The following is a 17490-nucleotide window of genomic DNA, read 5'->3' as shown; positions in this document are numbered from 1 at the left end:
GCAATGTCAGGCGGCCTCGGCCGCCTTGCCAATGACATGGCAGGCTCGAAGTATTGCGAAGTATTTACTCAGGGACGATTCCAGACTGTAATCGACGGCGCAGGCATAAGCCGCAGTCACCCGGCCGTGTTTCAGCTGAGGTGTTCTTAACATCGCGACCGTGTGACCTGTCAAGCTGACGATGGTCGGAATCTCGGCCAGCGCAGCGACCTTGGCGGCCCGGTCGCCAAGGCATTCCAGCGCCGCCGCCGTCGCCACGACGGGGCAATGGCGCGCCGCGGCTTCCAGGAAGACCAGCGGCCAGCCCTCGAGCCGCGAGGGAATGACCAACGCATCCGCCGCCAACATCCAATCCCCCACATCGGCCACCTGCCCCGGCAGCCGCAGCGGGCCACCCGGCCGGGCGGCGGGATGCGCGGCCAGGCGCGGCGCCAGCGGCCCGGCGCCGAGCGCGACCAGGGTGCCGCCAAGCTCCTCCGCCAGCCGCTCCGCCAGCGCCGGCAGCAGCTCCGCCCCCTTCGTCTCCTCCAGCCGGCCGGCGAAGAGGATGAGCGGCGCATCCCCCGGCAGGTGCAGCGCGGCCCGCCGGTCCCGCCGCAACGCCCTCCGGCGGGCAGGATCCTCCGGCGGCACGGTGACGCCGTTCGGCACCACCTGCACCCTGTCCGGCGGCAGGCCGAGGGTCGCGGCAAGCCGCCCCGCCACCGGCCCGGAGACCGCGACCCAGGCGGTCGGGCCGCGGCGGATCGGGCCGGCCAGCGCCTCCGGCACCGGTTCCGGCTCGGTCGGGGCGAGATGGGCGACGGCAAGGCTCGGGATGCCCGCCTCGGTGAGGGCTTGGTGCAGGCCGAGCCCATGGGTGGGCCAGGGCAGCGGCAGCAACGCCGCATCGGGCTGCAGCCGGGCGAGCAACGGCACCGCCGCGGCAGCCTGCCGGGCGAGGTTGCCGGCCAGCCCCTCCGCCTCCCGCCAGCCGATCGCGGCGGAATGCGGGGCGGTGCCGAACAGCCCGCCCAGCGCCCCAGCCAGCGCCGGCTCCGCGGCCAGCTCGATCTCGACCCCCGCCGCAGCGAGCGCATGGGCCAGCATCGCCGTCTGCCGCTCCGCGCCGCCGATATCCGTCGAGGGCAGCAGGACCAGCAACCGGCGCAGGCGGCGGACCTTCCCCCTCATCCCGGCTGCAGCACCAGCAGCCGCGCGGCGCCATGGGCGCGTTCGGCGAGCAGGGTGAAGCCGGGCGGCGGCTCGGCGGCGGCGGCGGGGTATTCGGCGCAGACCAGTGCCCCTGGCGCGATCCAGCCGGCGGCGCCGAGCGCGGCCAGTGCGGAGGTCATCAGCCCCTCGGCATAGGGCGGGTCGAGGAAGACCAGGCCGCAGGGGGCGGCGGCGCGGGGCGGCCGGGTCGCATCGGCGGCCAGCACGGTGCAGCGCGCCTCCTCGCGGCAGGCGGCGATATTGGCCCGCAGCGCGGCCAGCGCGGCGCGGTCGGTCTCGAGGAAGCTGGCCCGGTCGGCGCCACGCGACAGCGCCTCCAGCCCCAGGGCGCCGGTGCCGGCGAAGGCATCGAGGACGGTCGCGCCCTCCACCCGCTCCCGCCCGCCCCAGGGTGCGTGCCAGAGCATGTCGAACAGCGCCTGGCGGACGCGGTCGGCGGTCGGGCGCGTCGCGGCGCCGGCGGGCGCGGCGAGGCGGCGCCCGCGATGCCGGCCGGCGATAATTCTCACCCCGGCGCAGCCTTCGGCGCGGCACGACGGCGCGGCGCCTCCTCCACCCCCAGGCCGAGCTGTTCGCGCATGACCTTGGGGTTGACCTCCTCCACCGCGCCCATGGGCAGGGCGCCGAGCTGGAAGGGGCCGTAGGAGACGCGGATCAGCCGGTTCACCGTGAGGCCGAGATATTCCATCACCCGCCGGATCTCGCGGTTGCGGCCCTCCTGCAAGGCGACGGTCAGCCAGGCATTGGCACCCTTGCGGCTGTCGAGCCCGGCCTCGATCGGGGCGTAGCGCACGCCATCGACGATGATGCCGCGCCCCAGCGCGGCCAGCATGCCCTCATCCACCATGCCGTTCACCCGCACCCGGTAGCGCCGGATCCAGCCATTCGAGGGCAGTTCCAGCCGCCGGGCCAGCGCCCCGTCATTGGTCAGCAGCAGCAGCCCCTCGGAGGTGAGGTCGAGGCGGCCGACCGAGATCAGCCGCGGCAGGCCGGGCGGCAGGGCGTCGAAGACGGTCTTGCGGCCCTTCTCGTCGCGATGCGTCGTCACCAGCCCGTCCGGCTTGTGGTAGCGGAACAGCCGGGTGCGCTGGGCATTGGCGACGGGGCGGTTGTCCACCATCACCGCCTGGCCGGGCTGGATGAAGGTCGCCGGCTTGCCGATGACCTTCCCGTCCACCTTGACCCGTCCCTCGGCGATCATCCGCTCCGCATCGCGGCGGCTGGCGACGCCGGCGCGGGCCAGCCATTTGGCGATGCGCTCGCCGCGTTCGCCGCCCTCGTCCTCAGCCTCGGCCTCGCTCACTTGCGGCAGGCCTCGATGAAGGCGGCGAAGATCAGCGGATCGGCCGGATCGACGACGTATTCCGGGTGCCACTGCACGCCGAGCGCGAAGCGATGGCCGGGATGCTCCAGCCCCTCCACCACGCCATCGGGCGCCGTGGCATTGACGCGGGCGCCGGGGCCGGGCGTGGCGACGGCCTGGTGATGCGCGCTGTTCACCGCCATGCGCGGCTTGCCGATGATGCGGGAGAGCAGCGTGCCCTCCTCGATGGCGACCTCATGCCCCGGCTCGTTCCGCGGGTTCGGCTGCTCATGCTCGATCTCGGTCGCGATGCTGTCCGGGATGTGCTGGATCAGCGTGCCGCCGAGCGCGACCGCCAGCAGCTGCTCCCCGCCGCAGATGCCGAGGACGGGCATGTCCCGCTTCAGGGCGCCGCGCGTCACCGCCAGCTCGAAATCGGTGCGGCCCGCCTTCAGCGTGACGGTCGGATGGGTGTCGCCGCCGCCATAGAGCGAAGGGTCCACATCGAAGGCGCCGCCGGTGATGAGCAGCCCGTCGATCTGGTCGAGATAGGCCTCGGCCAGTTCCGGATGGTGCGGCAGGGCCAGCGGCAGGGCGCCGGCCTCGGCCAGGGCCGAGAAGTAGTTCTTCCGCAGCGCATACCAGGGCAGCTTGGAGTAGCCGCCGGGCTCCTCCGCATCCAGGGTGACGCCGATGATGGGACGGGTGCGCATGGCGCGTTGCTAGAACTTATCGGCGGGGCGGGGCAAGCTCGGCCCATGCCCCTGCCCATCGAAATCGCGCTGGAGGAAGCCCGCGCCGCCGCCGCGCGGGGCGAGGTGCCGGTCGGCGCCGTGGTGACGGATGCCGCGGGCCGCGTGCTGGCCCGGGCCGGGAACGAGGTCGAGGCACGCCACGACCCTTCGGCCCATGCCGAGGTGCTGGCGCTGCGCGCGGCGGCCGCCGTGCGGGGCGACAAATTCCTGACTGATTGCACCCTGACGGTGACGCTGGAGCCCTGCCCGATGTGCGCCCAGGCCATCGGCTTCTTCCGCATCCGCCGCCTGGCCTTCGGCGCCTATGACCCGAAGGGCGGCGGGGTGGAGCACGGCGCCCGCATCTATGCCGCCACCTCCTGCCATCATGCGCCGGAGGTGATCGGCGGCCTGCGCGAGGCGGAATGCGGTGCCGTGCTGCGCGCGTTCTTCGCCGCGCGGCGGTGAGGCGGGCTTACGCCTTGGCCGCGGGTTGCGAGGGTTCCGGCTTCGGTTGCGCCTCGGCCTCGGCTATCTCGGCCTGCGGGGCCTCGCCCGTCGCGGCCGTGGAGACCGCCGCGGCGCTGGCAAGGCCGGCCGAGAGGAGGATGCGCCGCAGGAAGTCGCCCCAAGGGTCCGTGCGCCGTTCCATGCGCCTCATTCCCCTGCCGGCCCGGTGCAGCGCGCAGCCTGTCTGCGTGGCATCTCTGGTCTCCTGCATCCGGGGGGATGATGCCTGTTGGTTGTGGCACGATAGCGGCAAAGTAGAAACCAAATGTATCCTGAAGCTTGACCAAGCCGCTTAAGGCCGTCACGAAGCGGTGATGTTACGTTACCGGATATTTCTCTGCCGTTAGCAGAGGGAGGAAAGGACTGTCATGATTCGTCGCCGCGCGCTGCTTGCCGCGCCGCTGCTGCTGCCCGGCACCCTCCGCGCGCAGGAAGCCCGCACGCAGGAAGCCCCCTGGCCGTCCCGGCCCGTGCGCATCCTCCTCGCCTATCCGCCGGGCGGCAGCACGGATGTGCTCGCCCGGGCGCTGGCCGAGGCGCTGGCCGCCGCCATTCCCGGCAGCAGCTTCGTCGTCGAGAACCGGCCGGGCGGCGCCGCGGTGGTCGGCACCCAGGCGGCGGCCGTCGCCGCGCCGGATGGCTATACGCTCAGCCTCGGCAACAACCAGACCCATGCGGCCAATGCGGCGATGGTCCGCGACCTGCCCTATCGCCCGGTCGAGGATTTCGCGCCGATCGGCCGGCTGGCCGAGGTGCATCATGCGCTGGTGGTGCCGGCGACCTCGCCCGCGCGGACACTGGCGGAGCTGGCGGCGCGCGGGAAGGCCGGGCGCCTCACCTACGCCTCCTCCGGCGTCGGCTCGGCGAGCCATGTGATCGCCGAGAGCTTCGTCCGGCGCGAGGGGCTGGAGGCGACGCATGTGCCCTATCGCGGCGGCGCCCAGGCGACGACGGATACCGTGGCCGGCGTGGTGGATTTCTTCGTCTCCACCTGGCCGCAGGTGATGACCCTGGTGAAGGAAGGGCGGCTGCGCGCCTTGGGCATCGGCGCGCCGGCCCGGCTGCCGGACTTCCCCGATGTGCCGGGCTTCGCCGAGGCGGGCGCGCCCTATATGGCGGTCGATGCCTGGTTCGGTCTCTGGGCCCCGGCGCGGACGCCGGCGCCGATCATCGCCCGGCTCTCGGACGCCTTGCCGAAGATCCTCGCCGAGCCGTCCATGGCGGCGCGGCTGGCCACCCTCGGCTTCACCCCGGCGCCGCTGCCGGCCGCGGAATTCGCCCGCTTCCAGCGCGCCGAGCTGGAGCGCTGGGAGGCGCTGGTGGCGCTGACCGGCATCCGCCTCGAATAGCTCAGGCGTCTGGTGCGTAGCCCAGCGCCTGGTTGAGCCGCGAGCGCGCCCGCCCGGCCTGCACCGCGGCGCGGGCCTCGGCCCCCGCCGCTTCGAGCTGAAGCTGGCGCACCCGGTAGAGGTCGAAGATGCCCGTCTCGCCGGCGCGGAAGGCGCGGCGGGCGACGTCCAGCTGCTGGTTCGCCACCGAGAGGCGCTGCCGCGCCAGCCGCACCGCCTCCTCGGCCGCGCGCAGCGCCTGCTCGGCCGCCTGGATGCCAGCCCCGACCAGCCGGCGCTGCTGGGCCAGCAGGGCCGAGGCGCGGGTGATATCGGCCTCGGCCGCGGCGCGACGGGGGGCGTTGCGGGCCTCGGTGGCCAGAGGCACCCGCAGGCGGAGGCCGACCGAGACGCCCTGTTCGGTGACATTGCCGCTCTGGCTCTGGCCGAACAGGCCGAGCTCCGGATTGTCCCGCTGCGTCGCCGCCACCAGTCGGGCCTCCGCCTCGGCCCGGGCGAGGCTCGCCTCCGCCGCGGCCAGCAGCGGGTGGCGGAGGTTGCGGGGCGCCGGCGGCTCGGGCGGCAGGTCGGGCTCGGCGCCGCCGGTCAGCGTGGCGTAGGTGGCGCGGGCGGCGACCAGCGCGGCCTCAGCATCCGCCAGCGCCAGCTCCGCCGCCAGGGTCTCGTTCTGCGCCAGCAGCCCGTCGGAGGGCGGGATGTCGCCGAGCTGGGCGCGGCGCGCCACGTCGCGGGCGATGTCGCGCGCGGTGGCCAGCCGGTCGCGCGCCAGACGCTGCTCGCGGGCGGCGAGCGCGGCGTTCCACCAGTATTCGCGCAGCAGGGCAGCGATCTCCAGCCGGCGCTGGAGGATCTGGCCCTCCACCTCGGCGACGCCGGCGGTGACGGTATTGCCGAGCGCGCTGCGCTGGCCGGGCAGCCAGATCGGCGCGCCCACTTCCATGTCGAGCTGGAGCGCCTCGCGCGGGCCGCGGAGATCGGTGCGCCAGGCGCCGCTGACCACCGGCGAGCCGGCGATGGGCGAGCGCACCGTGGCACGGCGCGCGGCGACTGCGCCGCGCTGGGCGGCCAGCCCGCGGCTGGCGGCATCGAGCGCCACCGCCTGGTCGAGATGGCGGCCGAGGGGGGATTCCGCCTGGGCCAGGGCCGCCCCCGGCAGCAGGAGGAGGATGAGAAGCAGGATCGCAGGCATCGGCATCGTCACTCCGCCGGCGCCGGCCGGGCTTCGGCGGGTTGCGCCGCCTCCGCCGCCCGGTCCTTCGGCAGGGCGAAGCGGGCATAGAGGATCGGCAACAGCACCAGGGTCAGCACCGTCGCCGTGACCAGCCCGCCGATCACCACGATGGCCAGCGGCCGCTGGATCTCGGCACCGGGGCCGGTGGCGAAGAGGAAGGGCACCAGGCCGAAGGCGGCGATGGTCGCGGTCAGCGTCACCGGCGTCATCCGCCGCTTCGCTCCCTCGCGCACGGCATCGGCCAGCGTCAGCCCCTCCTCCGCGATCAGGCGGTTGATGTAGGAGACCAGCACCACGCCGTTCAGCACGGCGATGCCGACCAGGGCGATGAAGCCGACCGAGGCCGGCACCGAGAGGAATTCGCCCGAGCCCCAGAGCGCGACCACGCCGCCGATCGCGGCGAAGGGCACGTTGCAGAAGACCAGCACCGCCTGCCGGACCGAGCCGAAGGTGAAGTAGAGCAGCAGGAAGATCATGCCGAGCGCGATCGGCACGACCACGGCCAGCCGGGCCGAGGCGCGCTGCTGGTTCTCGAACTGCCCGCCCCATTCGAGGCGGTAGCCGGGCGGCAGCTGCACACGCTGGGCGACGGCCGCCTGCGCCTCGGCGACGAAGCCGACCAGGTCCCGCCCGCGGACATTCGCCAGCACGGTCGCATAGCGCTGGGTGCCCTCGCGGATGACCTGGATCGGCCCCTCCTCCTCGGCGATGCGGGCCACCTGGGACAGCGCCACGGTGCGTCCGCCGGGCAGGGCGAGCACCAGCCGTTGCAGGTCGGTCGCCGAGCGGCGGAGGCTGCCCTCGCCGCGCAGCATCAGCGGAATGCGGCGTTCCTGTTCCAGCACCAGCCCCATGTTGCGGCCATCGACCCAGACGCGCAGCGCCTGCTGCACGTCGCGCACATTGAGGCCGAGCCGACCGGCGGCGAAGCGGTCGATCTCGACCCGGAGATACTTCATCCCCTCGTTCTTGAGGGCGAAGACATCGGAGGAGCCCTGGATGCCCTGCACGGCTTCTTCCACCTGGCGGGCGATCCGGTTCAGCTCCCCGATCGAATAGCCGAAGACCTTCACCACCACATCGCCGCGGGCGCCGATGATCATCTCCTGCACCCGCATGTCGATCGGCTGGTTCACCGCATAGGAGATGCCGGGGAAGGCATCGAGGACCTTGCGCACCTCGTCGATGACGAAGTCGCGGTTCTTCTTGTCGCGCCACTCCTCGCGCGGGGCGATGGTGAGGAAGAGGTCGCTGTCGTTCAGCCCGACCGGGTCGATGCCGAGCTCGTCGGCGCCGGCACGGGCCATGATGCCGCGCACCTCCGGCACGCGCTGCATGATCTCCCGCTGCAGCAGCAGGTCGGTTTCGGCCGCCTCCTCGACATTGATGGTCGGGTGCTTGCGGAGCGTGAGGACGGGCGTCCCCTCATCCATCACCGGCATGAAGGTGGAGCCGATGCGGCCGAAGAGCAGCACGGCGATGACGAGGCCGGCGAGGGCGGTGCCGCCAACCTTGAAGGGGTTCTTCATCGCCCAGGCGAGGAAGGGGTCGTAGACCGCGTGCAGGCGGCGGACCAGCCAGGGCTCCTTCGCATGGCCGCCGGCCTGCAGCACCGTCGCCGCCATGACCGGCACGACGGTGAGGGAGATCAGCAGCGCGGCGCAGAGGGCGAAGATGATGGTCAGCGCCACCGGGCCGAAGAGCCGCCCCTCCAGACCCTGGAGGGAGAGCAGGGGGATGAAGACGGTGACGATGATGACGACGCCGGAGACCAGCGGCACCGCGACCTCGCGCACCGCCTCGAGCGTCGCTTGCGCCCGCGCCTTGAAGTTCGGCTTGCCCTCCATGTGCGCCAGGCGATGCGCGGCATTCTCCACCACCACCACGGCGCAATCAACCAGCAGGCCGATGGCGATGGCAAGCCCGCCGAGCGACATGATGTTGGCCGACAACCCATAGAGCGACATCACGCCGAAGGTCGCCAGCACCGCCAGCGGCAGGGAGAGCGAGACAACCAGCGCAGCGCGAAGATTGCCGAGGAAGAGGATCAGCAGCACGACCACCAGGGCGATCGCCTCCAGCAGCACCTTCTGCACCGTCCAGACCGCCTTCTCGATCAGGTCGTTCCGGTCATAAAAGATGCCGATCTTCACGCCCTCGGGCAGGGTCTTCTGGATCTCCCCGAGCTTCGCGGTGACGCCGTTCACCACCGTCCGCGCATTGGCGCCGCGCAGGCCGAGCACGATGCCCCAGACCGCCTCGCCCTCGCCATTGCGGGTGACGACACCGTTGCGGGCGAGCGCGCCGAAGCGGACATCGGCGATATCGGCGACCCGGACCACGCCGGTCGGGTGGGAGACGACGACGATGGAGCGGATATCCTCCAGCGTGCGGATGCGGCCCTCGGCGCGGACCAGCAGCGCCTCCTCGCCGTCCTGCACGCGGCCGGCGCCGTCGTTGCGGTTGTTCTGGCCGAGCACTTCGGCCAGCATCGCGCTGGTGATCCCCCGCGCGGCCATCGCCGCCGGGTCGGGCGCCACCTCATAGGTGCGGACATGGCCGCCGAGGGTGTTGACGTCGGCGACCCCCGGCAGGCCGCGAAGCTGCGGCCGGATCACCCAGTCCAGCAGCGTCCGCCGCTGCATGGGCGAGAGCGTGCCGCCCTCCAGCGTGAACATCAGCATCTCGCCGAGCGGCGTCACGACTGGGGCAAGGCCGCCGGAGACGCCATCCGGGAAATCGCTCTCGAGGTCGTCGAGCCGCTGGTCCACCTGGGTGCGGGCCCAGTAGATATCCGTCCCCGGCGCGAATTCGAAGGTCATCAGCGCCGTCGCGTAACGGGTGATGGAACGGATGTTGACGAGGTTGGGGATGCCCTTCATCGCCAGCTCGATCGGGTTGGTGACCTGCGCCTCCAGCTCCTCCGGCGGCAGGCCGGGCGCCTGCATGGCGACCAGCACCTGGGTCGGCGAGACATCGGGGAAGGCATCGATCGGCAGCTTGCGATAGGCATCGACGCCCCAGGCGATCAGCCCGAGGGTCGCGAGCAGGATGATCAGGCGCTGGCGAAGCGCCAGCGCCACGAGACGCATCAGCATGACTCGGTCAGCCCCCGTAGACTTCGGTGAGTTCGGCCAGCAGCGAGAGGATGCCGCGCGTCGCCACATGGTCGTCCGGCGCCAGCTTGGCGCGGAGGGAGACGGTGCTGGCGGTCTCTGCCACCACCACCACCGGCCGGGCGCGGAAGCCCCCCTGGGTGCGGACGAAGACCCAGGACTGGCCGGCATGCCGCACCACGGCGCCGGAGGGCAGGCGCCATTGCGGCGTGCCGTTGGGGCGCAACGCGACGCTGGCCGAGACCACCTGGCCGGGCCGCAGCGCCTCGGCGCCGTCCGAGACCTCGACCACGGCGGCGAGTGACTGGGTCGTAGCATCGACGCTGCGGCCGAGGCGGATCACCTCGCCCTGGGCCGGCGTCCCGGGCACGCTGACCCGCGTGCCTGGCACGATGGCATTGGCCTGAGCGAGCGGCATCTGGAGGGTGATCCAGAGCGGATCGAGCCGGGCGATGCTGAACAGCGGCGCGGCCGGGGCGATGCGCTCGCCGGCCGAGGCGCGCACCTCCAGCACCACGCCCTCGGCTGGGGCGATGACGGTCAGCGCCGGGACCATGCGGCGCTGCTCGCGCAGCGCCCGGATATCGGCCTCGGCCATGCCGAGCAGGGCGAGCATCTGCTCGCGCTCCTGCAAGGAGGTGCGGGCATAGTCGTGGTCGGCGCGGGTGGTCAGCAGGCGGCGCTCGGCGATGATGCGCTCGCGGTGCATCTGCTCGTCGCGCCGCAGCTTCTCGGCCGCGAGTTGCTCGGCCGAGAGGGCCTGGAGATAGAGGCGCTGCGCCTCCAGCAGGTCCGGGCTGCGCAGCCGGGCGATGGGCTGGCCGGCCGTGACCGGCTCGTTCGGCGCCACCAGCACCTCCTCCACCAACCCGGCGGCGGGGGCGGCGACGATGCGAAGCTGCGCCGGCGGCACGCCGACCGTGCCCGGCAGCACCGTCTGGGTGGTGCCGGCCTCGGCTTCGACGCGGGTGACCTCGATGCCGGCGGCGCGGTATTGCCGCTCGTCGAGGCGGATCGTCACCTCGTTCGGTGTCGGCTCCGCCGCCACGGCCGAGGTTGCCAAGCCAAGCAGGAGGGCACAGGCCAATAGCCTTGCCCCCGCATCGCGTCCCACAGTGCGGTCTCCATCAGGTTCCGACCGCAAGATGGACGATTTGTAAGGTGTTTCAACCCAGGCGGCTTTGCCCTAAGGGTCACGGGTCCGCGAAGGAGCCCTCATGATAGTCCTCGTCACCGGCGCCACCGCCGGCTTCGGCCTCGCCATCGCCCGCCGTTTTGCCGCCGATGGCGCCCGCATCATCGCCGCCGGGCGGCGGCAGGACCGGCTCGATGCGCTGGCGGCGGAACTGCCGGGCCAGGTGCACTCGCTGCGGCTCGACGTCGCCGACCGCGCTGCGGTGGAGGCGGCCATTGCCGGCCTGCCGGCGGATTGGGCCGCGATCGACCTGCTGGTGAACAATGCCGGCCTCGCCCGCGGCCTCGACCCGGCGCAGAGCGCGAAGCTAGATGACTGGGACGCGATGGTCGATACCAATGTGCGCGGGCTGATGTATGTCACCCATGCGGTGCTGCCGGGCATGGTGGCGCGCAACCGCGGGCATATCCTCAATATCGGCTCGACCGCCGGGGAATGGCCCTATCCGGGCGGCAATGTCTATGGCGCGAGCAAGGCCTTCGTCCGGCAGTTCAGCTTCAACCTGCGCGCCGACCTGCATGGGACGCGGGTGCGGGTGACGGATATCGAACCCGGCCTGGTCGGCGGCACCGAATTCTCCGCCGTGCGCTTCGGCGGCGATGCGGCCAAGGCCGCCGCCCCCTATCAGGGGACCGACCCGCTGGCGCCCGAGGACATCGCCGATGCGGTGCATTGGGTAGCGACGCGGCCGGAGCGGGTGAATGTCAACCTGCTCCAGGTCATGCCGGTGGCGCAGAGCTTCGGGCCGCTCCGCGTCCATAAGGAATGATACCCACGGCTGGCATGAGCGGCTTCGGCCATTTCGTCCCGCCCTTCCCGGACCGCCCGACCCGCCGCCTGCCGCTGCCCGAGCTGCTGCGCCGGGCGCGGCGGAATTTCCTGGAGGTCTGGCTGGCCGGGCATTTCAGCCAGCCGCTGATCCAGACCCGCGTCCTCGCCCAGCGCATCCTGGTCTGCAACAGCCCGGAAAGCGTGCAGCAGGCCTTCATCGACGGGCATGAGGCGCTGGAGCGGAAAAGCCCGCAGATGCGCCATGCGCTGGAGCCGCTGCTGGGCGACGGGCTGTTCATCTCGGACGGGCTGGTGTGGCGGGAACGGCGGCGGGTGGTCGCGCCCGTCACCCACCACTCCCGCCTGCCGGAGCTGGCGCCGGTGATGACCTCGGTGATCGAGGAGCGGCGGGATGCCTGGCGCGGCCTGCCGCCCGGCGCGCCGACCGACATCCTCGCCTCGATGGGCCAGCTGACGGCGGAGGTGATCTGCGCCGCCCTCTTCGGCCGCCGGCTCGGTGCCGGCGCCGCGGCGACGGTGGTGGAGGCTTTCCGGCGCTACCAGGCGCGGATCGGCAATACAGACCTGCCCTCCCTGCTCGGCCTGCCGGACTGGATGCCGCGGCTGCGGCTCGGCATCTCGCCCGAGGTGCGGCGCATCCATGCGGTGGTGGACGGGCTGGTGGCCGGCGCGCTGCGGGGCGGCGAATCCTCGCTGATCGGGGCGATGGCGCAGGCGGCGCTTCCCGGCGGGCAGCGGATGGACGCCACCGCCTTCCGCAACGAAGCGGCGACGCTGTTCATGGCCGGGCACGAGACGACGGCGAACCTGCTGGCCTGGGCGCTCTACCTGCTCTCCCAGGCGCCAGAGGCCGAGGCGCGGCTGGCCGGGGAGGCGCAGGCCGCCCTCCGCGGCCGGGCTGCGGGGTGGGAGGACCTGCCCGCCCTGCCCTATACCCGTGCCGTGGTGGATGAGGCGCTGCGGCTCTACCCGCCGGTGCCGCTGTTGGCGCGGCAGGCCGGCGCGCCGCTGACCATTGCCGGGGAGGCGGTGGCGCCCGGCACCATCGTCATCGTCGTGCCCTGGCTGCTGCACCGGAACCCAGGGCTCTGGGACCAGCCGGACCATTTCGCGCCGGAACGCTTCCTGCCCGGCGCGCCGGAGCGACCGCGCCATGCCTATGTGCCCTTCAGCCTCGGCCCGCGGGTCTGCACGGGAATGGGCTTCGGCCTAGCCGAGGCCGTGATCGTGCTGGCGACGCTGCTGCAGGAATTCCGCCTGCGCCTGGCGCCGGGAGCGCGGGTCTTCCCCGTGTGCCGCCTGACGCTGCGGCCAGGGGAGCGGCTGCCGATGGTGCTGGAGCGGCGTTAGGGGGCGACCGAGAGGGGCGCTGCCCCTCTCGGGCTCTCCCCACCAAAGACCGAAGGGCCCTTGGAACCCGTAAGTTAAACTATTGGTTTCCAAAGGCCTTTCGGCCTTTGGTGGGGGAGTGTGAGGGGGCAAGGCCCCCTCATCCTTCAATCGGGCGTGGCCCCCGTCGCCCGGACGATGGGCGCGAATTGGGCGATGCGCGCCTCGATCTCGGCGCCCAGGACCTCGGGCGTGCTCGGCAGCGTCTCCATCCCACGGCGGGCGAATTCCTGCACCACCTCCGGCTCGGCCAGCACCTGCCGCATGGCAGCGCCCAGCCGGGCGATCACCGCCGGCGGCGTGCCGCGCGGGGCCAGCCAGCTATCCCAATTCGGCACCTCGAAGCCGGGCAGCCCGGCCTCGTCGAGCGTCGGGACATTGGGCAGGAGGGTGCTGCGCCGCGCGGTGCCGACCGCGAGGGCACGGATGCGCCCGGCCTCGATCAGCGGCAGCACGGTCGGCACGGTGGAGAAGCTGAAATCCAGTTTGCCCGCCAGCACGTCGTTCGCCAGAGGCCCGCCGCCGCGATAGGGCACCGGGATCGTCTTCACCCCCGCCATATGGTCGAACAGCACCGAGGCCAGGTGGCCCATGCTGCCGATGCCGGAATTGCCGGCGCTCAGCGTGCCGGGCGCGGCGCGGGTGGCGGCGAGCAGGGTCTGAAGACTGGTCCAGGGCCGGTCCATCGGCGTGACCAGCACATAGAAGACCGAGAGAAGCTGCGAGATCGGCGCGAAATCCGTCCGCGGGTCCCAGCTCAGGCTGCGATAGAGCGTCGGGTTCACCGCCAGGATGCCGACATTGCCCTGGAACAGCGTGTAGCCATCGGCCGGCGCCCGGGCCACCAGCTCGGCGGCGATATTGCCCCCGGCGCCGCCACGATTCTCGATCAGGATCGACTGGCCGAGCAGCGCCGTCAGCCGCGGCGCCACGATCCGCGCCGCGATGTCGGAGGACCCGCCGGGCGCGAAGGGGATGACGATGCGGATGGGCCGGTTCGGCCAGGCCTCCTCGGCGCGAGCCGGGACGGTCAGCAGCAGCGGTGTGGCGAGCAGGGCACGGCGGGTCGGCATGGCACGGGTTCTCTACCCCAGGCCGGGCAACATGCGCGCGATCCGTCGTTCCGCCCAGACCCAGGCGAGCAGGCCGGGGAGGAAGACGATCAGGTCCCGCAGCCGCCGCGCGATGGCGAGCGCCGCCGCGACTTCCGTCGGCAGGCCGAGCAGCAGGCCGAGGCCGAGGAAGCCGGCCTCCTGCAAACCCAGCGCACCGGGGACGAGGAAGGCGGCGGAGGAGAGGGCCTGGATCATCGCCTCGATCACCACCGCCTCAGCGATCGAGACTGGATGGCCGAGCGCGGCGAGGGCGATCCAGATCTCGAGCGAACCGGCCAGCCAGCCGGCAAGCTGCCAGAGGAAGCAGCCGGCAATCGCCCCCCGGACCCGCCAGAGCCGCCGCGTCATCCGGTCGATCCGTACCGAATGGGCGGCGATCCCCGGGAAGCGCCCGGCCGCGATGCCGTTCAGCAGGGTGGCGAGGCGGGAGAGGATATCGGCCCGCTGCGCCAGGATGAAGCCGCCCGCCATGGCCAGCCCCGCCACCAGCCCGAGCGCGACGCCGCCCCAGCCGATCCCCGCCCCGGCCCAGGCCAGCAGCGCCAGGCCGAGCAGGGAGAAACCGAGCTGGCTGAGGATGGAGATCGCCATATCGACCATCAGGCTGGCCGCGGCCGGGGCGACGCCGACGCCCTCGCCCCGCAGCAGGCGGTAAGAGGCGATCTCGCCACCGATGCGGGCGACTGGCAGCAGCCCGTTCACCGATTCCCGGATCCAGACATTCGCCGTCATCGCGCCGAGGCCCGGGCGACGGCGGCGCGGCAGCAGCAGCCGCCAGGCATGGCCGTTCAGCGCCATGGAGGGGATATGCGCCAGCGCCGCCAGCACCAGGCCTAGGCCTGCCGTCGCCAGCAGGGCCGTGACCTCCGTCAAGTCCTGCTGGCCGAGCAGCAGCAGCGCGCCGGCAAGCCCGGCCAGCGCCAGGATGGGGCCGAGGCGGTTCATGCCAGCATCGCCGTATAGCCGCCGGTGGTCAGGCTGGCGCAGGCGGCGCGAATGCGCGGGTCGGTCAGGGCGGCGAGCTCCTCGGCATAGCGGTAGCCGGGGGCGGCGCCAGGGAAGCCGCCCGCCAGCGCCGGATGGAAATAGAGCTCCGTCACCCCGGGCGGCAGGCGGGCCAGCGCCGCAGCGAGGCGATCGGCAGTAAAGGCGCCGGTCCAGGCGAGGCCCACCACGCGGTCCGGCGCACGGAGCCCATGCCGGGCGGCCAGCCGGCGGAGCCAGAGGATCAGCGGCGCGAGGGCACGGGCGGTGCCGGGCTCATGGGGGATGCGGACGGCGCGGATGCCCTGGCGCGCGGCCTCGGCGAAGGCGAAGGCGGCGATGACCGGATGCAGGTGGTAGTGCTTGTGCGCGTTCAGATGGTCGCAGGGCAGGCCCGTTGCGCGGAAAGCGGCGCATTGCGCGGCGATCTCAGCGCGAAGCTGGGCACGGGCGGCGCGGGAAGTGGCGAGCGTGAGGCCGAGCCCGGCCATGTCGTCCCGGAAACGGCCATTCGGCTGGACCAGGGCGGGGATGCGCTCGGGCAGCAGGGTGGGCGTGCCGTCGGTCAGCGTCAGGTGGAGCCCGACCGCGAGGCGCGGGTTGCGGCGGGCGATCTCGACGCCCTCGGCCGCGGCCGGCTCGCCGACCATGAGGCTGGCGGCGGTGAGCACGCCCTCACGGTGCGCCTGCTCGATCGCGGCATTGACCGGCCCGGCGAGGCCGAGATCATCGGCGTTGAGGATCAGGCGAGGGGTCACGCGGCGTGGAAGGTCGCCAGCAACTGGGCAACCTGGGCCGGAGAGGTATCGGTCAGCGCCTCCTCCGGCGAGCTGATCGCGTCGTCATAGCGCACTGGCATGGCGAATTGTTCGGCGGTGAAGTCAAAGCATCGGCCGCCGATGCGGTTGTAGAAATGCGGAGCCATCCGTCCCTCGAGAGGCACCAGCGTCTTCAAGACTTCACCCCCGAAGACCTGATGCACCACCAGCGCCGTCGCGCTGCACTGGCCGAGTGCCGGGTTGTCGGGCCGAAATCGGCTGCTCGACCCGGCTGACCAGGAGCGGCGGAGCCGATCCTGGACCGCTGCCGGGTCGAAAGCCTGCTTCACGCCGCCTTCTGCTGCTCGCTCGCCGTGCTCCGCTCCCGCAGGAAGCGGAAGAACTCCACCCCCTCGCGCAGGCGGCGCACCAGCATCTGCCGGTCGCGGATCATCTCGCCGCAGATGGACGCGATCTTGGGCGCCCGGAAGTAGAAGCGGCGGTAGAAGGTTTCGACGCTGTCGAAGATCTCGGTATGCGACAGGTGCGGATAGGCCAGCGGCGCGATCTGCACGCCATGCGCATCCACATATTCGGTATTCGCGGTGTCCAGCCAGCCCTCGCGCGCCGCCTGGTCGAACAGGAAGGTGCCGGGATAGGGCGCCGCCAGCGAGACCTGCAGGGTATGCGGGTTGGTCTCGATCGCGAACTTGATCGTCTCCTCGATCGTCTCCTTGGTCTCGCCGGGCAGGCCCAGGATGAAGGTGCCGTGGATGGCGATGCCGAGCTCGCGGCAGTCCTTCGAGAACTTCTTGGCGACCTCGATCCGCATGCCTTTCTTGATGTTGTGCAGGATCTGCTGGTTGCCGCTCTCATAGCCGACCAGCAGCAGGCGCAGCCCGCCATCCTTCAGGACCTTGAGCGTTTCCCGTGGAACATTCGCCTTGGCGTTGCAGGACCAGGTGACGCCGAGCTTGCCCATCTCCCGCGCGATCGCCTCGGCACGGGGCAGGTCGTCGGTGAAGGTGTCGTCGTCGAAGAAGATCTCCTTCAGCCCCGGGAAGTTGTCCCGGATGTAGCGGATCTCCTCGATGACATTGCCGACCGAGCGCGTCCGGTAGCGGTGCCCGCCTACCGTCTGCGGCCAGAGGCAGAAGGTGCAGCGGCTCTTGCAGCCGCGACCGGTATAGATCGAGACGTAAGGGTGCTTCAGGTAGCCGATGAAGTATTTCTTGTAGTCGAGGTCGCGCTTGTACACTGGGGAGACGAAGGGCAGGCTGTCCATGTCCTCGAGGATCGGGCGATCGGCATTGTGGACGACCACCCCCTCCCGGTTCCGCCAGGAGAGGCCCTTGATGGCGGACCAGTCCATCCCGTCCGCCACGTCCTTGATCGTGAAGTCGAATTCGTTCCGCGCCACGAAGTCGATCACCGGCGCGTCGCGCAGGCTCTCCTCCGCCTGGACGGCCACCTTGGCGCCGATCAGCCCGACCTTGAGGTTCGGGTTCTCCGCCTTCAGCGCCGCCGCCACCTTCACGTCGGAGGCGAAGGAGGGCGTCGAGGTGTGCAGCACGGCCAGATCATGCTGCCGCGCCATCGGCAGCACATCGGCCAGGGTCTGCCCATGCGGCGGGGCATCGACCAGCTTCGAACCCTCGACCAGCGCGGCCGGCTGGGCGAGCCAGGTTGGGAACCAGAAGCTCTTGATCTCCCGCCGCGCCTGATAGCGGGAGCCGGCGCCGCCATCGAACCCGTCGAAGGAGGGAGCCTGAAGGAACAGGGTGCGCATCATCGCCGGC

At 71.9% G+C, this 17490-nt stretch carries 17 protein-coding genes; 4 read left to right on the top strand and 13 right to left on the bottom strand.

Going from position 1 to position 17490, the window contains the following annotated elements:
• Positions 1-6: 6 nt before the first annotated feature.
• From JMJ55_RS16950 to JMJ55_RS16935, 4 genes are read right to left on the bottom strand one after another with little or no spacing between them, the layout of a single operon-like run.
• A complete protein-coding gene (locus JMJ55_RS16950; RefSeq protein WP_202826769.1) occupies positions 7-1173 on the bottom strand; it encodes a glycosyltransferase family 4 protein in 1167 nt (388 codons plus the stop codon).
• Positions 1170-1724 (bottom strand): 16S rRNA (guanine(966)-N(2))-methyltransferase RsmD, encoded by a 555-nt coding sequence (rsmD, locus tag JMJ55_RS16945; RefSeq protein WP_202826768.1) that lies wholly within the window; start codon positions 1722-1724, stop codon positions 1170-1172. The genes JMJ55_RS16950 and rsmD overlap by 4 nt, the downstream gene beginning before the upstream one ends.
• Positions 1721-2518 (bottom strand): pseudouridine synthase, encoded by a 798-nt coding sequence (locus JMJ55_RS16940; RefSeq protein WP_328702678.1) that lies wholly within the window; start codon positions 2516-2518, stop codon positions 1721-1723. The genes rsmD and JMJ55_RS16940 overlap by 4 nt, the downstream gene beginning before the upstream one ends.
• On the bottom strand, positions 2515-3231 hold the full coding sequence (locus JMJ55_RS16935) for a gamma-glutamyl-gamma-aminobutyrate hydrolase family protein (RefSeq protein WP_202826767.1): 717 nt from the start codon (positions 3229-3231) through the stop codon (positions 2515-2517). The genes JMJ55_RS16940 and JMJ55_RS16935 overlap by 4 nt, the downstream gene beginning before the upstream one ends.
• Before the next feature lie 45 nt (positions 3232-3276).
• Here JMJ55_RS16935 and JMJ55_RS16930 point away from each other — a divergent pair, with 45 nt between their 5' ends.
• Positions 3277-3720, top strand: coding sequence for a nucleoside deaminase (locus JMJ55_RS16930; protein ID WP_202826766.1), 444 nt, complete (start codon positions 3277-3279; stop codon positions 3718-3720).
• 7 nt (positions 3721-3727) lie between these two features.
• On the opposite strand, the gene JMJ55_RS16925 is transcribed toward JMJ55_RS16930, so the two are convergent.
• Complete coding sequence (locus JMJ55_RS16925; RefSeq protein WP_202826765.1) at positions 3728-3904, bottom strand: hypothetical protein; 177 nt, start codon at positions 3902-3904, stop codon at positions 3728-3730.
• A gap of 226 nt (positions 3905-4130) precedes the next feature.
• Here JMJ55_RS16925 and JMJ55_RS16920 point away from each other — a divergent pair, with 226 nt between their 5' ends.
• Positions 4131-5111: a Bug family tripartite tricarboxylate transporter substrate binding protein gene (locus JMJ55_RS16920; protein WP_202826764.1), complete on the top strand. Its 981-nt coding sequence runs from the start codon at positions 4131-4133 to the stop codon at positions 5109-5111.
• 1 nt (position 5112) lies between these two features.
• Here JMJ55_RS16920 and JMJ55_RS16915 read toward each other — a convergent pair whose 3' ends face one another.
• The 3 genes from JMJ55_RS16915 to JMJ55_RS16905 are packed head-to-tail and all read right to left on the bottom strand — an operon-like array spanning position 5113 to position 10545.
• Complete coding sequence (locus tag JMJ55_RS16915; protein WP_202826763.1) at positions 5113-6306, bottom strand: TolC family protein; 1194 nt, start codon at positions 6304-6306, stop codon at positions 5113-5115.
• A 2-nt stretch (positions 6307-6308) separates the two neighbouring features.
• A complete protein-coding gene (locus JMJ55_RS16910; protein ID WP_202826762.1) occupies positions 6309-9440 on the bottom strand; it encodes an efflux RND transporter permease subunit in 3132 nt (1043 codons plus the stop codon).
• A 7-nt stretch (positions 9441-9447) separates the two neighbouring features.
• Positions 9448-10545, bottom strand: coding sequence for an efflux RND transporter periplasmic adaptor subunit (locus JMJ55_RS16905; RefSeq protein WP_202826761.1), 1098 nt, complete (start codon positions 10543-10545; stop codon positions 9448-9450).
• Between the two features lie 130 nt (positions 10546-10675).
• Here JMJ55_RS16905 and JMJ55_RS16900 point away from each other — a divergent pair, with 130 nt between their 5' ends.
• Both JMJ55_RS16900 and JMJ55_RS16895 read left to right on the top strand, forming a co-directional pair.
• Positions 10676-11422 carry an SDR family NAD(P)-dependent oxidoreductase gene (locus tag JMJ55_RS16900; protein ID WP_202826760.1) on the top strand — a complete coding sequence of 249 codons (747 nt, stop codon included), beginning with the start codon at positions 10676-10678 and terminating at the stop codon, positions 11420-11422.
• A gap of 14 nt (positions 11423-11436) precedes the next feature.
• Positions 11437-12795 (top strand): cytochrome P450, encoded by a 1359-nt coding sequence (locus JMJ55_RS16895; RefSeq protein ID WP_236033788.1) that lies wholly within the window; start codon positions 11437-11439, stop codon positions 12793-12795.
• Between the two features lie 146 nt (positions 12796-12941).
• Here the strand turns inward: JMJ55_RS16895 and JMJ55_RS16890 are convergent, their stop codons facing one another.
• Genes JMJ55_RS16890 through hpnJ form a run of 5 tightly spaced genes read right to left on the bottom strand, consistent with a single transcriptional unit; the run spans position 12942 to position 17483 of the window.
• A complete protein-coding gene (locus JMJ55_RS16890) occupies positions 12942-13907 on the bottom strand; it encodes a Bug family tripartite tricarboxylate transporter substrate binding protein (protein WP_202826759.1) in 966 nt (321 codons plus the stop codon).
• Positions 13908-13919: 12 nt separating this feature from the next.
• Positions 13920-14894 carry a lysylphosphatidylglycerol synthase domain-containing protein gene (locus JMJ55_RS16885; RefSeq protein WP_202826758.1) on the bottom strand — a complete coding sequence of 325 codons (975 nt, stop codon included), beginning with the start codon at positions 14892-14894 and terminating at the stop codon, positions 13920-13922.
• Positions 14891-15691 carry a hopanoid biosynthesis-associated protein HpnK gene (gene hpnK / locus JMJ55_RS16880; protein WP_202826757.1) on the bottom strand — a complete coding sequence of 267 codons (801 nt, stop codon included), beginning with the start codon at positions 15689-15691 and terminating at the stop codon, positions 14891-14893. Before hpnK ends, JMJ55_RS16885 begins: the two co-directional genes overlap by 4 nt.
• The gene (locus JMJ55_RS16875) at positions 15688-16041 is read right to left on the bottom strand and encodes a YunG family protein (RefSeq protein ID WP_202826756.1); all 354 of its coding nucleotides are present in this window, start codon (positions 16039-16041) and stop codon (positions 15688-15690) included. Before JMJ55_RS16875 ends, hpnK begins: the two co-directional genes overlap by 4 nt.
• A complete protein-coding gene (hpnJ, locus tag JMJ55_RS16870) occupies positions 16038-17483 on the bottom strand; it encodes a hopanoid biosynthesis associated radical SAM protein HpnJ (protein WP_202826755.1) in 1446 nt (481 codons plus the stop codon). Before hpnJ ends, JMJ55_RS16875 begins: the two co-directional genes overlap by 4 nt.
• Between the last annotated feature and the right edge of the window lie 7 nt (positions 17484-17490).

It is taken from the genome of Belnapia mucosa, assembly GCF_016775475.1.
GTDB classification, from domain to species: Bacteria; Pseudomonadota; Alphaproteobacteria; order Acetobacterales; family Acetobacteraceae; genus Belnapia; species Belnapia mucosa.
The sequence above is the reverse complement of the archived record's forward strand: the minus strand, read 5'-3'. Positions and strand labels throughout refer to the sequence as shown.